Source organism: Hellea balneolensis DSM 19091 (genome assembly GCF_000428525.1).
Taxonomy (GTDB): domain Bacteria; phylum Pseudomonadota; class Alphaproteobacteria; order Caulobacterales; family Maricaulaceae; genus Hellea; species Hellea balneolensis.
Genome location: NZ_AUAC01000002.1, coordinates 381,163 through 395,450, shown reverse-complemented (window position 1 = coordinate 395,450; position 14,288 = coordinate 381,163). Strand labels below are relative to the sequence as shown.

The 14,288-nt window shown below is 46.7% G+C and carries 15 protein-coding genes; 12 read left to right on the top strand and 3 right to left on the bottom strand.

From position 1 onward, the window contains the following. Positions 1-17: 17 nt before the first annotated feature. From F569_RS16055 to F569_RS0102045, 4 genes are all read left to right on the top strand, one after another. Positions 18-1,475 (top strand): alanine/glycine:cation symporter family protein, encoded by a 1,458-nt coding sequence (locus tag F569_RS16055; RefSeq protein ID WP_051279127.1) that lies wholly within the window; start codon positions 18-20, stop codon positions 1,473-1,475. Between the two features lie 91 nt (positions 1,476-1,566). Further along, entirely contained in the window at positions 1,567-2,370 is an 804-nt protein-coding gene (gene cysE, locus F569_RS0102055; RefSeq protein WP_026940827.1) for a serine O-acetyltransferase, read from the top strand. A 21-nt stretch (positions 2,371-2,391) separates the two neighbouring features. Next, positions 2,392-2,607, top strand: coding sequence for a DUF3126 family protein (locus tag F569_RS0102050; protein ID WP_026940826.1), 216 nt, complete (start codon positions 2,392-2,394; stop codon positions 2,605-2,607). Then, the gene (locus tag F569_RS0102045) at positions 2,607-3,128 is read left to right on the top strand and encodes a gamma carbonic anhydrase family protein (protein WP_026940825.1); all 522 of its coding nucleotides are present in this window, start codon (positions 2,607-2,609) and stop codon (positions 3,126-3,128) included. Before F569_RS0102050 ends, F569_RS0102045 begins: the two co-directional genes overlap by 1 nt. On the opposite strand, the gene F569_RS18640 is transcribed toward F569_RS0102045, so the two are convergent. Further along, complete coding sequence (locus tag F569_RS18640; protein ID WP_154813609.1) at positions 3,125-3,799, bottom strand: DUF4339 domain-containing protein; 675 nt, start codon at positions 3,797-3,799, stop codon at positions 3,125-3,127. The two genes, F569_RS0102045 and F569_RS18640, sit on opposite strands and share 4 nt — an antisense overlap. A 100-nt stretch (positions 3,800-3,899) precedes the next feature. On the opposite strand from F569_RS18640, the gene F569_RS0102035 reads away from it, so the two are divergent. Continuing rightward, positions 3,900-4,577, top strand: a complete 678-nt coding sequence (locus tag F569_RS0102035; RefSeq protein WP_026940823.1) for a rhomboid family intramembrane serine protease — start codon at positions 3,900-3,902, stop codon at positions 4,575-4,577. On the opposite strand, the gene F569_RS0102030 is transcribed toward F569_RS0102035, so the two are convergent. Beyond that, complete coding sequence (locus tag F569_RS0102030) at positions 4,563-5,960, bottom strand: hypothetical protein (protein WP_026940822.1); 1,398 nt, start codon at positions 5,958-5,960, stop codon at positions 4,563-4,565. The genes F569_RS0102035 and F569_RS0102030 overlap by 15 nt on opposite strands. Positions 5,961-6,100: 140 nt before the next feature. Beyond that, on the bottom strand, positions 6,101-8,011 hold the full coding sequence (locus F569_RS0102025) for a coiled-coil domain-containing protein (RefSeq protein WP_154813608.1): 1,911 nt from the start codon (positions 8,009-8,011) through the stop codon (positions 6,101-6,103). Positions 8,012-8,264: 253 nt separating this feature from the next. Between F569_RS0102025 and fabD the strand changes: the two genes are divergently transcribed. The 7 genes from fabD (at position 8,265) to gmk (ending at position 14,272) form a co-directional block, all read left to right on the top strand. Further along, positions 8,265-9,209 (top strand): ACP S-malonyltransferase, encoded by a 945-nt coding sequence (gene fabD, locus F569_RS0102020; protein ID WP_026940820.1) that lies wholly within the window; start codon positions 8,265-8,267, stop codon positions 9,207-9,209. 5 nt (positions 9,210-9,214) lie between these two features. Next, positions 9,215-9,955: a 3-oxoacyl-[acyl-carrier-protein] reductase gene (fabG, locus tag F569_RS0102015; RefSeq protein WP_026940819.1), complete on the top strand. Its 741-nt coding sequence runs from the start codon at positions 9,215-9,217 to the stop codon at positions 9,953-9,955. Between the two features lie 143 nt (positions 9,956-10,098). After that, positions 10,099-10,335, top strand: a complete 237-nt coding sequence (locus tag F569_RS0102010; RefSeq protein ID WP_026940818.1) for an acyl carrier protein — start codon at positions 10,099-10,101, stop codon at positions 10,333-10,335. Between the two features lie 14 nt (positions 10,336-10,349). Further along, complete coding sequence (gene fabF, locus F569_RS0102005) at positions 10,350-11,660, top strand: beta-ketoacyl-ACP synthase II (protein WP_026940817.1); 1,311 nt, start codon at positions 10,350-10,352, stop codon at positions 11,658-11,660. 38 nt (positions 11,661-11,698) lie between these two features. After that, entirely contained in the window at positions 11,699-12,763 is a 1,065-nt protein-coding gene (mltG, locus tag F569_RS16045; RefSeq protein WP_233353568.1) for an endolytic transglycosylase MltG, read from the top strand. Continuing rightward, positions 12,760-13,617, top strand: coding sequence for a YicC/YloC family endoribonuclease (locus F569_RS0101995; protein ID WP_051279126.1), 858 nt, complete (start codon positions 12,760-12,762; stop codon positions 13,615-13,617). Before mltG ends, F569_RS0101995 begins: the two co-directional genes overlap by 4 nt. Further along, positions 13,607-14,272 (top strand): guanylate kinase, encoded by a 666-nt coding sequence (gene gmk, locus F569_RS0101990; RefSeq protein WP_051279125.1) that lies wholly within the window; start codon positions 13,607-13,609, stop codon positions 14,270-14,272. Before F569_RS0101995 ends, gmk begins: the two co-directional genes overlap by 11 nt. Positions 14,273-14,288: the final 16 nt, after the last annotated feature.

The following is a 14,288-nucleotide window of genomic DNA, read 5'->3' as shown; positions in this document are numbered from 1 at the left end:
CTGATATCACTTATTTTATGCAAGACATGACACTTAAAGCGGCAAGCCTTGATACTTGGATCAATGATCTTGTGCAGCCACTGACAGATGCGCTCTCAAGATTCATCTTTTTTTCTGTGCCTGTATTTGGCACAGAGCTTCCTCTCATTGTTTTATGGCTTATCTTTGCGGCCAGTTTTTTTACGGTTTATCTGGGATTTATCAATTTACGCGGCTTTAAACATGCGCTTGATATTGTAAGGGGTAAATTTTCTGACCCCAAACATTTGGGCGAGATCACCCATTTCCAAGCTTTAACGGCGGCGGTGTCAGGAACTGTTGGCATTGGGAATATCGGCGCTGTTGCTGTGACAGTCTCCATAGGTGGCCCGGGCGCTATATTTTGGGTTATTCTGGCAGGTTTCTTAGGCATGACAACGAAATTTGTTGAGTGCACATTGGGCGTTAAATACCGCACGGTAAACGCCGACGGCAGTGTTTCGGGCGGCCCTATGTATTATCTTAGAGATGGGCTTGCAGCTAAAGGCATGGTGAAATTTGGTAAGTTTTTAGGGCTGTTTTTTGCCGCCAGCATCGTGATTGGATGCCTCGGCATCGGGAATATGTTCCAATCCAACCAAGCTTATGTGCAGCTTCTTGAAGTCACAGGCGGTCAAACATCAAGTCTACTCGTAGGCTATGGTTGGGCAGTGGGACTAGTCATGGCGGTTTTGGTCGCTTTGATTATTATCGGCGGCATTAAGTCTATTGCGAACACAACAGTCAAGCTCGTCCCCTTCATGGTGGCACTATATATTATCGGAGCTCTTTTTGTCCTTGTTATGAATGCCGCGCAATTACCTTCAGCTTTTGCCAGTATTTTATCCGGAGCTTTCACATTACAAGGCGCGGGCGGCGGCATGCTGGGCGTTATGATTATTGGCTTTCAGCGCGCGGTCTTTTCTAATGAGGCGGGCTTGGGCTCTGCAGCCATTGCGCATTCAGCTGTAAAGACAGAGGCGCCATTGACAGAGGGCTTCGTTGCATTGCTCGAACCTTTTATTGATACTGTCGTTATATGTACATTGACGGGTCTGGTCCTTGTGACCTGCTTTGACACGGCTACAATAATGAATGGGGATGTAAAAGGCATTGAACTGACCTCTGCAGCTTTTGCGTCTAAACTCTCTTGGTCACCCATCCCGCTTTCTATCGCTGCTTTTCTTTTTGCGTTTTCAACCATGTTGGCCTGGGCCTATTACGGGACCAAAGGCTGGACATATATATTTGGTGAAGGCAAAGGCAAAGAGCTAACATTCAGCCTAATATTTTGCCTCTTTATCGTGATAGGGGCGTCGGTACAGCTCAGCGCCATATTGGATTTTGCAGATGCGCTAATCTTCGTTATGGCAATACCTAACCTTATCGGCCTGTACATATTGGCGCCTGAAGTAAAGCGAGATTTGGCTGAATATTGGCGTGAACTTAAAGATTAGCCAGCGGAAGGGCTGATATTCTCGAATAATTTATTTGGCTTTTCTGGATCAGCTCCTTATCTATGAATATAGCGAATAGAAGGGTCACATCATGGGAACTGTAAATCTCGCGGCAGATCGCAATTCCGATATATGCGTGTGGTCGTTACTCAAACAAGAAGCCGCGACTTATGCTACGAAAGAAGTCGCGCTTTCATCACTCTTACACGCCACAATTTTGGATCAAGATAATTTAGGCGGCGCACTCGTAAACCACCTATCAGAGAAACTTGCGACCCCAGATTTTTCGACGCTTAAGCTTCGTAAGATTTTAACAGAAGCCATGGAAGCGGACCCTAAAATTGTTGAATATGCCGCTAAAGACTTGCTGGCCGTTAAAGAACGCGATCCGGCTTGCACCTCTTTCTTACAAGCCTTTTTATATTTCAAAGGTTTCATGGCGATACAGACTTACCGCTGTTCTCATGCCCTTTATAATAGCGGTCGTGATCTGTTATCTTTTCATCTCCAAAACCGAAGCTCCGAACTTTTTGGCGTCGATATTAACCCGGCCGCGAAAATCGGACATGGCATCATGCTTGATCATGCGACGGGATTTGTTATGGGTGAAACAGCTGTCATCGGAAATGAATGTTCTGTCCTTCAAGGTGTAACATTGGGCGGAACCGGTAAAGCGGATCAAGATCGCCATCCTAAAATTGGGAATCGCGTCCTAATTGGCGCAAATGCCTCTGTTTTGGGTAATATTATTATTGGCGACGGGTCAAAAGTGGCAGCAGGATCCGTTGTCCTGAAGGCCGTGCCTGAAGGCTGCACAGTTGCGGGTGTTCCAGCCAAGCCAGTTGGCGGACCTTGCTGTGACAATCCCGCCAAATCAATGGTGCAAACACTTTAAATCAATATAAGGAGCGGCCCTATGAGCCCTGATCAAATTCTCTCTGTTAAAAATTATCTTTGCAAACGTCTCGGCACGGAAGGTATTTCAATAAAACCCCGTAAAGTGGCTGATAGTGTCGAGGTCTATTTGAATGATGAAATTTTAGGCCTGCTCTATATCGATGATGAGGATAAGAACGATATTTCATATGATTTGAATATCTCCATCCTCCAACAAGATCTCGACGACGCTTAATGGCTGTCTATTCTCTCGATGGCGTCGCGCCAAAATTAGCCGATGATGTCTATGTTGCGCCAAATGCCCAAGTCTTAGGCAATGTGGAAATGCAGGAAGGTAGTTCTGCTTGGTTTGGAGCTGTCTTGCGCGGTGATAATGATCTTATAAAAATCGGCGCGCGGTCAAATGTCCAAGACAATGCTGTTTTGCACACAGACCCTGGAATGCCGCTGACTTTAGGTGAGGGCGTCATTGTCGGCCATTTAGTTATGCTTCATGGCTGCACGATTGGGGATAATAGCCTCATCGGAATCGGCGCGACTATATTAAACGGCGCTAAAATTGGCAAAAATTGTATTATCGGGGCACATGCATTGATTACTGAAGGAAAGGAAATTCCAGATGGATCAATGGTCGTGGGTTCACCAGGGCGCGTCATTAAAACGCTCAGTGAACAGCATTTTGCGATGTTGCGTATGAATTCAGAAATTTATGTGGCTAATGCAAAGCGCTTTAAAGAGGGATTGAAAGAAATTTAAGTTTCTAAATCCCAGAGCTCGCGTATTCTTACGTCCATGTCTGAGCCAATATTAAACCAAGCTGTTTCATTCGCAAAGCTATCTAAAAGGAATAAACGGTCATCCTTGGTGAGGGTCTGGCTCAAGCGGTTGCGGAGTTGCTGAACATTGGTTTCACTTTTCAAAAGCCATACGGAATCTCCTATGCGCTGCGCAATTCCTTCTTGTTGTAACGCTTGTAAAAACTGAAATCCATTTTCTGAGCGGATTTCTGCCATCACCATAAAGACAGTTTTCTTTGCGGAATGTGTCGAGGCAACAGGACTTTCTTGATAAGCGATCTGAGGTATAAATTGGGGCTGTTGCGCCGGACTAGGTGTTGGAGCCAGACTTTGCGGTGCATGTGAGGCTGGCTGCATCTGACGTGCTAGTACGCCGCCGCCAACATTAGACATAGGCCGCAAGACAGTTTGCTGGATGAGGGCTTGTGCATGGGCTATATCTTGTGAAGACCAAGCCGAATATTCAGTGAAATGTTGTGCAGGCGCATAGCTCTGTGTTTCTGAAGCGCTGATCAGGGATTGAGGTGCAACACGGCCTTCACGGACATAGGCCTTCATCTGCGCATCGCTATACGGGCCATACGACTGTCCCGCAACTTGAACATACCATGTGTTTAGAACAGATTGCACAGTTCATTCCTTTCAGCACTATATCTTTTCCGATTCTGCTGAAACGCAAAGAGCCCAGATAAAACTTTTACAGAATTGAAAAAAGAGCTAGAGGCGGAACATGACAACTCCCAAGCGCCCTCGTGAACCCATGTTCAATTTTACTGAGAAAGCTCCGGCTTATTTGGCGGGTATATTTATCGCCATACAGATTTTGATCGGGCTAATGCCTTATGTGATTAGGGTGAACTTGGATAAGTTTGGCGTGTTGCGGCCTCTAGGGAGTAGCGGCACAGATATTACAACACATGCCATTAGCTTGATTGGGCATGGCTTACTGCATGGTGGCTGGGGGCATGTTATCATGAATGCGGGTATGACGATTGTATTTGGTATTGCGCTTATCCGCGGCGCAAAATTACAGGCGGCCTCCCGAGGAAAGGTTTCAAGAGCGAACAGAGATTTTTTAATTATCTTCTTTGCTGGCGTGATTATCGGAGGTGTTTTTCAATGGGGATGGTGGGCTGCCACGAATGCGCAGCTTACCTTGACGGGGGCTGTTGGCGCCTCAGGAGGTGCTTCCGCATTATTTGCGGCGGGCGGCTGGGCAATCGGCGGCCGAGACAAGATGGTTCAATTTGGTGTTGGATGGGCCGCAATCAACCTCGTTATGGTATTGCTGGAGAACTTCATCGGAATAGGTATCGCATGGCCCGCTCATATTGGGGGTTATGTTGCAGGTATGATACTGGCACCACTTTTTGTAATGCCTAAATCTACTCGCCTAACTGTGCTTTAACCGAGGTGCAGGGGCTTGATGGGCCAGACTTGAGCCAGCAATGGCTGCGCCGATAGCGAGAGATATGAGTGTTCCAGCCGTGAAGATGATCGCATTATCGAGTGTCATAAGGTCTGGCTTGTAGAGAAGGGCAGCTTCGGCAAACAACATAACAAGTCCCATTCCTATCATGACAGGGGCGTGACGCCTGACGCCATTAAGCATCATACCAAGTGCTGAGGCTATAATGGCTGAGCCAATAAGAATACCCATTGTTGGGACAACGCTCAAGCCGGGTATGGCTGCTGTAAGGTTTTGAGGCCAAGACGGAATCCATAGCATTAAAGGTATAAGTGCCGATGCGGCTGTCAGCAGAAAAATTCCGGCAAGAGAGATTTGCGTAAATTTATAGCGTATAATTGCGCTGCAAAAAACTGTTGCAAGCGCGAATGAAACAATGGCTTTCCATATTAATAATCCGTTTGAACTCAACGAGGCCGTTTCAGTTGCAATTGCGTCCGGAACCAACCAGAAATATTGAAACCCTATCGCGCCAATTACCGCGGCAAGCCATCCCGCATAAATATGGACTGAACTACCTGTAATCAAATTATCCTCTGCGGCTTTGCCCGCCCTGTGATGAGCTAATCCGCATATAAAAACCGCGGCTGTTCCGAATGTGAGGGGTAAGTTACCCACGCTCCAGTGTGTGAATATTATATTTGCGGCCCAATAATAGGCCGTTAGAACTGCTAAAGTTATAACCATTCCGGATCGAATTTTAGTTCCAATGAATATTTGTGCAGCCCAAATTGCGGGAAACAAAAACATTATATCGGATTGTTCAGTAACGCCTGAGAAATTCAAAGCGCCCCATATGAGTGACGCGCAGATAGATGCTAAAACACAGATACGTGATTTAAGTATAAACCCCACGAAAAGGGGAATAATACTCATTAAAATAAGGCCATCGGTAATAGTGAGGCCTACATTGAAATAAGCCGCCGAGACTATGACTGTTCCCAAGAGACCGCACATGGCTGTGACGACTGAAAGTTCACTTACACGCCATTTGCCGTAGTCCGCAGAGACGTAGCTAGCCCACATACCTGTCCAAAGAAGTGACAAGCTTGCGAATACTTTAGGACCTGTAGACGCATTTAGACTGAACGTCCCAATCGCGAGAAGGAGTGCGGCCAACCAGCAACCCAAGGTTAGTTTTAGGCTAGTTGTCAGGCCTTGATCTTCTTGTAATTCGTCATTTGTGATTAAATCAGGAATTGAGCTTGGGTGATTATCTTGTACCGCTCTTTTAGAAACGTGATTTGAGGGAGACAGAGCAAAGTTTGTTCCATGCTGCTTTACAGTTTCGGAACTTGGGGCATTGTCATTAGCCGTTTTCATGTGATTCTGTTTCACCATCAGAACCAATATGCATTATTTATTCCGAACGCACATCATTTGCACTTATAAGGGGCAAGAAAATTTATTCATCCCCCACTGAGGGGAGGAATGCCTATGAAATATCTACACGGAGCTGTGGATTAAACGATGTCTTTGCTGATACCGAATTTGTAATCCATGATTTTGTTCTCAATTTCATCTGCAACGCTGTCATCGGGTTTCGAAATATCAGGAGAAATATCAGGGTTTGAAGAGGGGCTTTCTGTCCGTCGGCGTGTCTGGTTCATAGATAGAGCTGCGGCAATATCTTTATATTTCTTATCAAGCTCACTTTCCGCTTGTTTGGCTTCAAAGAGAGCTTTCTGAGCTTCTTCGAGCTGATATGTTTGCGTATGGATGAGATCTTCCAAGCGTTTTTTCTCGGCCTGTTGTTCTTTATGAGCCTTTCTAAGCTCAGAAACATCATGCGCAGCGCTTTTTACAATATCGTCTTTTACATTTAGCTGTTCTTGTAAGCTTCTTATCTGGGCTTCTAGCTCAGATGTAGGATCATTTATCATCATACCTTCTAAACGGCGTGATTGTTGATCAAGATTAGATTGAAGGCTGTCGCGCTCCATCGTTAAATTTTCAAACTGGTCTCGCAACTCAGCTCTTTCTTTTACCTGATGTTCAGCTTCTTCGTCGCGGCGCGCGATTTCTCTCTGCAAGTCACGAATAGTGGTTTGAAGCTCTTTCGTTTGCTCGGTGCTACGTTTTTCAGCCAAAGAGGTAACGTCGCGCATCTCGCTTTGGGCGGCAGCTAGTCTTTTTTCGAGACGATTTCGTTCTATATCTTGCTCGCTTCTGATCTTACGTAATGCGGCTAGCTCTCTTGTTGCGGTATTAGCGAGCTCAGTTTTTTGATCAATTTCTCTTGAAAGGGAGGAAATTTTTGTTTCTAGATCCGTGACTTTGTCTTCGCGATTAATAACGTTGAACTCATATTGGGTTTTAAAGGTTTTGATATCTTCATGCAGAGTCTGCATTTCACCTTTCATGGCGTTATTTTGTCTTTTGGCTGTGTTTAACGTAATTCTCAGTTCTTGAGCTTCGGTTCTGAAAGTATCAGCCTGATCTCTGAAATCGGCACAATCCGCTCTGAGCGACTCAACCATTTTTGAGGCTTCGAGATACTCGGTCTGACGTAATTCCAGGGCTGATGAAAGCTCGCTAATTTTCTCGCGTAAAACCTTATTCTCTTTACCTTCCACGCTGAGGGCTGTTTTGTGACGTTCAAGCGCAAGGGCATGACTGTCTGTTTCGGCTCTGGATTTTCTGAGGACACCTTCATAGTCACGTAGTGATTTTGCTGCTTTAGTTAGCTTCCCGCGGGCGTCTTCATATTGCTTTGTTTTTTCATCAAGGCGTTCTTGATGATCTTCGAGATCTGCAGAGATAAGACTGACTTTAGCTTTTAGGCCTTCTACCTCGCCATTTGACGTCCGAATGCGGGCCTTGAGGCGGCGGTTTTCAGGCTCGAGACGATTGAGGACTGAGAAATCAACCTCTGCCTTTTCGACAAAGCCCATCAAGCCTTCTACGCGCTGTAGAGCGCGTCGGTAAAGTTCTTCGCCGCCTTGGATATCAGCGCTAATCTTTGCTACGTCTAAACGCATTTCACTCATATTTAGTCGGCCAGGACCTACCAAGTCTATATCGGGATCAATATTAGCCAATGAACCGTCTTCACTCTGTTCTGTAGTTGCGGTGGAGGAGTCTGGTGCATTGTGGCCTTCAACATCTTTGCGGGCATTTGCTAAAATGTCGTCGATGTTGACCTCTTTTGGCAAATTTCCCGTAGTGACATCGATATTACCAGTTTTGTCTTCAAGCGTAGCTTTAAACTCGGGCGATACAAAATCGTTAAGGCTGTCAGTAAGAAAACGCTCTTTTTCACTATTTTCTGAGGTATTTGTGTCGGAGGCCCCTCCGGATTCATCATTGTCTTTGTGATTTAGTTTTGCGTTTAGTTCTTCTAATTGTTCATCGAGAAGGCGTTCATGGTCCATTTTGGCGATATCTTGCTCAATTTTTGATTTTGGAAGCTCTTTAGTTTTTTTAGTACTAGATTTTTTTTTCTTGAAAAAAGACACAACAACCCTCGATTCTAAAACATACGCCCAGACACAAAATGTCTAGTTAGCTAGAGTTAAAGAGTGCTTAATAGCTCGCATATCTTCCTGCCTCTCTTAAGGGCAACTTTCCTGTTGACCTGACAAGTCGATAAACTATTCCCATATTTTAGCAGTTATAGGGAATTTTATGACACTTGCATTCACTTTTCCAGGCCAGGGTAGTCAATTCGTAGGCATGGGGCGGGAGCTGGCTGAGTCTTTTTCAAGCGCACGAGCTGTTTTTGAGGAAGTTGACGACTCTCTGTCTCAAAACCTATCAAAAATGATGTGGGACGGACCGATTGAAGAGCTGACTTTAACCTCAAATACGCAACCGGCTTTGATGGCCTGCGGTATTGCGGCCATGAGGTCACTTAAAGCTGAGTTTGGAGTCGATATTACTGAGGCTAAATATGTAGCTGGGCATTCGCTTGGTGAGTATACGGCTCTATGTGCGGCAGGGTCGCTCTCATTGTCTGATACCGCTAAGCTATTACGTATTCGGGGGGATGCTATGCAGGCTGCAGTTCCTGTAGGCGCTGGAGCTATGGCTGCGCTCTTAGGTGCCTCTGTCGAAGATGCAGAAGCCGCTGCAAAAGCAGGGCAGACAAAAGGCATATGCCAAATAGCAAATGATAATGCGGTCGGACAGATTGTGCTGTCGGGCGAAAAAGATGCCGTTCAAGCTGCATGTGACGCGGCTAAGGAAATGGGTGTCAAAAAAGCGATGATGCTAAATGTTTCGGCGCCTTTTCATTGTGACATGATGGCGCCAGCGGCAAAGGCTATGAAAGAGGCTTTAGCTGACACTGTTTTTGAGGCGCCTTTATTGCCAGTTATAAATAATGTTCAAGCTTCGCCCGTTACTGACCCCGAAAAATTGCGTGATGACCTTGTAGCGCAAGTCACTGGCCGGGTTAGGTGGCGTGAGTCTGTACAGTGGATGCATGCTAACGAAATTGAGACATTAGCAGAACCTGGCTGTGGTAAGGTTCTAACAGTGATGTTGCGCCGTATTGTTAAGGGCATGAAAGGCGTGACGTTAAATACTGCTGAAGGTCTTGAGGCTTTTGCAACTGAACTTAAAGGATAAAAATAATGTTTAACTTAGATGGAAAACGGGCCTTAGTCACAGGGGCAACTGGTGGCCTTGGCGGCGAAATTGCAAAAATGCTCCACGCAAGAGGGGCGCATGTTGCTATTTCAGGAACGCGGGCTGAAAAGCTACAGTCATTAGCATCTGAATTGGGTGATCGTGTGTCTATTGTGCCTTGTAATCTATCTGACGGAGATGCCGTTGATGCTCTGCCAAAAGCAGCGGAAGCAGCTATGGGCGGGGCGGTTGATATCCTTGTTGCGAATGCGGGTATCACCCGTGACGGGCTGTTGATGCGCATGAAGCAAGACGATTGGGACTTGGTTCAAAAAGTTAATCTTGAGTCCTATTTCAGGCTCTCAAAAGCGTGTTTGCGTCCTATGATGAAATCACGTTGGGGGCGTATTATTGGAATCACATCCGTAGTCGGCGTTACCGGGAATCCAGGACAGACTAATTACGCAGCTTCGAAGGCGGGCATGATTGGGTTTTCAAAGTCTTTGGCTCAAGAAGTGGCCTCACGCGGCGTAACCGTAAACTGCATTGCCCCGGGTTTCATTGCGTCTCCTATGACGGATGCCCTAAATGAAAGCCAGAAAGAAGCGATTCTTACGAAGATCCCTGCAGGTGACCTTGGTTCCGGTGCTGATATAGCCAATGCCGCGCTTTATTTAGCGTCCAACGAAGCTAGTTATGTGACTGGACAAACACTTCACGTAAATGGCGGTATGGCCATGATTTAATTAGAGTTTTACACTCTGGTAACCAATATTTATCTGTGCTATCTACGGTTAAATCACAAAAAAGGGTTGTTTTTAGGACTTTTCGCCTTACTTACGCCTAGCAAATCGCCACAAAACACCGTGGCACTGAAAAAGGAAAAATTATGTCAGACGTACTTGCACGCGTTACGAAGATGGTCGTTGAGCATCTTGATGTCGAAGAAGATAAAGTAACAGGGAATGCTCACTTCATCGATGATCTTGGCGCAGACAGCCTAGACAATGTCGAGCTTGTTATGGCGTTCGAAGAAGAATTCGATATTGAAATCCCTGATGATGCGGCCGAGCACATCCAGACTGTCGGCGATGCCGTTAAGTTTATCTCTGAAAAAGTCGGTTAAGGCCGACTTTTGACGTGCCCGTATCTGAACGCCGACGTGTCGTTGTTACAGGTTTAGGCCTCGTCACACCCGTTGGATGCGGTGTTGAAACCGCATGGGACAATATTCTTTCCGGGAAATCCGGAGCTTCAAAAATAGAACACTTCGATACCAGCGATCTTGCTTGCAAGATTGCTGCTGTCCTGCCGCGCGTTGACGGCCGCGCAGGTGGCTCCCCTGATATGAAGGGCGCATTTGATCCTGATACAGTTATGAGTCCGCGCGATGCCAGGCGTGTTGATGACTTCATTCTTTATGCAATTGCCGCAAGTGATGAAGCCCTTAATGACGCGAATTGGACACCGGCCGAGCAGGGCGATGAGGCCCAAGAACGCACGGGAGTTATGTTTGGCTCTGGTATTGGGGGGCTGCAAGCCACTTATGATGCCTCTATTCTTTTGCATGAACGCGGACCACGGCGTCTTTCGCCGTTTGTCGTTCCTAGTATGCTTATAAACCTCACTGCGGGACAGATATCTATTCGTCACGGCCTAAAGGGGCCCAACCATTCGGTCGTTACAGCTTGCGCGACAGGTGCACATGCTATTGGCGATGCCGCGAGGCTTATACAGCACGGAGATGCAGACGTGATGGTGGCAGGCGGAGCCGAGGCCTCAATTTGCCGCTTGGGTATTGCAAGCTTTGTAGCCTGCCGCGCTATGACGACCGCATATAATGATACACCTGAGAAAGCCTCTCGGCCTTACGACTCCGGCCGTGATGGGTTCCTAATGGGGGAGGGATCCGGCGCAGTCGTTCTCGAAGAATATGAGCATGCTAAAGCCCGCGGCGCAAAAATTTACGCTGAATTTAAAGGCTATGGTCTATCAGGTGATGCGTATCACATCACAAGCCCTGCCCCCGAAGGCGAGGGAGGCTACCGCGCTATGAAAGCCGCTTTGCGCAATTCCGGCTTAGAGGTTACGGATATTGGTTATGTAAATGCGCACGGCACATCCACCCCTATGGGAGATGAACTTGAAGTGAAAGCGGTCGAGCGCCTCTTAGGAGATCACGCCAAAGATGTATCTATGTCATCGACTAAATCCAGTACGGGGCATTTGCTTGGCGCCGCTGGTGCAATTGAAACAATTTTCTCTATCTTAGCGCTGCGCGATCAAATGGCGCCGCCTACGCTAAACCTAGAAGATCCCTCACTGGAAACGGATATTGATCTTGTGCCATTGAAAGCCAAGCCTTTTAAAGGCAATGCTGCAATGTCTAACTCATTTGGATTCGGCGGAACCAATGCAGCGGTAATATTCGCAAAGCCGCCTACAGAGTAATGGCCCGAAAAAATAAGATAAGAAATCGGGCGCAAACCGTGACACACAATCCTGAAACGACAAAGCTCCCTAAAAAGCAAAAGCGCATGTTGGGCTTTATAGCCTTCACATCTATTGTTACGATTTTAGGAGCTGTAATTTTGGGAGCCTATGCTGTCGTTAATTACAGATATGAGGCCGCACCAAAGGGTGAAGTCAATGAAACTGTGTTTGTAGTTCCGCGCGGAAGCGGGTTGTCATCAATTGCCTCGCGCCTTGAAGAAGATGGCCTCATAAAAAGTGCTTTTATTTTTAAACTTGTGACTAAATTACGTGGTAATGAAGGGAGCTTTAAAGCCGGAGAGTTTGTAATTTCTCAGCCTGCATCCATGAGTAAAATTTATGAAACCTTAGCCGAAGGCAAGGCCGTGCTCTACCCTTTTACCGCCCCGGAAGGCTTAACATCAGCGCAGATCATGCGCCTAATGGGAAGTGTGCAGACACTTACAGGAGACATGCCCGAAACTCCAGCTGAAGGTACGATGCTACCCGAAACTTATATGACGCCCAGAGGCATGGCACGAGCGGCGTTGGTTAAGCAAATGCAGGATGCTCAAAGACAGGTGATTGATGAGCTATGGGAAACGCGCCAAGAAGGTTTGCCCCTAAAGTCCAAAAATGAAGCACTCATTTTGGCATCCATCGTTGAGAAAGAAACCGGAGTTGGGGCAGAGCGTGACGTCGTGGCAGGTGTGTTTATTAACCGCCTAAAGATAGGTATGCGTCTACAGACTGACCCGACTATTATTTATGGGATATCAAAAGGTGAGCCGCTGTACAACAAAAAGGGTCAGCGCCGAACACTTTACCGATCTGAGATAGACCGTAAAACACCTTGGAACACCTACCAAATTGATGGTTTGCCGCCGACACCGATTTGCAATCCTGGCGAGGAAGCTATTGCCGCTGTTTTGCAACCTGCCAAGACGGACTATTTGTTTTTTGTCGCTGATGGAACAGGAGGTCATGTCTTTGCCAAGACTAATCGTGAACATGTCAATAACGTCAATAAGTGGCGCAAAATTGAGCGCTCTCGTCAACGCAAACAGCGAGCTGGCCAATGAGTAAACCTTTATCAGGCATGACAGGATTTGCGCGAGCAAGCGGCACGCATGAAGAGATTAGCTGGTCTTGGGAAGTTCGCAGCGTTAATGGTAAGTCTCTTGATATACGGCTCCGCTTGCCAAGTGATTTATCAGAAATGGATGGGGCCATCCGCAAACGCATGAGTAAGGACTTCTCGCGTGGCAACATGCAGGTGAGCTTAAATTTACAACGTGGGGATAGCGGTAAGGCTTACCGTATCAATGAAGCTCTGCTTGATAAGCTTGAAAAGAAAGGCGCTAAGGATTTATCCGTTCTTATGACTGTGCCTGGCATTATCGAAGAAGTGCCGAATAATTTGTTATGTGAAGATAAGAAGTCATTGCATATCAGTCTTCTATCAAGTTTTGATAATCTGTGTAAAAAGCTGAAATCAGCGCGTGACGATGAGGGGAAAGCGCTCACGCCTATATTGCTCGACAATGTCGCCGAGATTGAAACCCACGTTGCAACTGCGAGTCAGCTTGCCGCTGTGCTTCCCGAAACACTTAAGCAAAAGTTGAAAGAAAAGTTTGAAGCTCTTTTGGCAGAGGCTTTACCTGAAGAGCGATTGGCGCAAGAGGCGGCTATGCTCGCTATGAAGGCGGATGTGCGCGAGGAATTGGATCGCCTTAGGGCTCATTGTGTTCAGGCGCGGGACCTCATGTCACAAGGGTCACCGATTGGCCGAAAGCTTGAATTCCTCTCACAAGAATTTAACCGTGAAACAAATACGCTCTGCGCGAAATCCGCTGACATAGAGTTGACACGAACAGGGCTCGCGCTGAAAAGCGTTATTGAACAATTCAGAGAGCAGGCGGCGAATGTCGAGTAAATTAGGTCCATCCCCTTTGGAAGAGATGAAAGCCAATCGCCGCGGCATTATGGTTGTTTTGTCTTCGCCTTCCGGGGCAGGAAAGACGACATTGACGCGCATGCTCTTAAAGGAAAATCCTGATATGGCGATGTCTGTTTCGGCGACTACACGACAACCCCGCCCCGGTGAAAAAGATGGAGAGGATTACTATTTCATCTCTAAGAACAAATTCACTGATATGGTCGATGATGATGAGTTCCTTGAATATGCCAAAGTCTTTGATAATTTTTACGGCACCCCCCGCGCGCCGGTCGAACAAGCCTTGGGTGATGGCCGTGATGTTGTATTTGATATTGATTGGCAAGGCGCGCAGCAACTCACCCAAGCGGCTGCCGATGATTTGGTCAAAATATTTATCCTTCCGCCGAATATGGTCGAACTTGAAAAACGCCTACGTACCCGTGCTCAAGATAGCGATGATGTTATCTCAAAGCGTATGTCGAAATCTGAAAATGAGATTAGCCATTGGCCCGAATATGACTATGTCATCGTCAATGAAAATGTTGAGACAGCGATGGAAGAGTTGCGGACAATAGTGGCTTCGGAAAGAATGCGCAGAAGACGTCAGCCTTGGCTTAGTGGATTTGTGAAGAGCCTTACAACGGGTGGTTAAACAGATGGGTTAGATA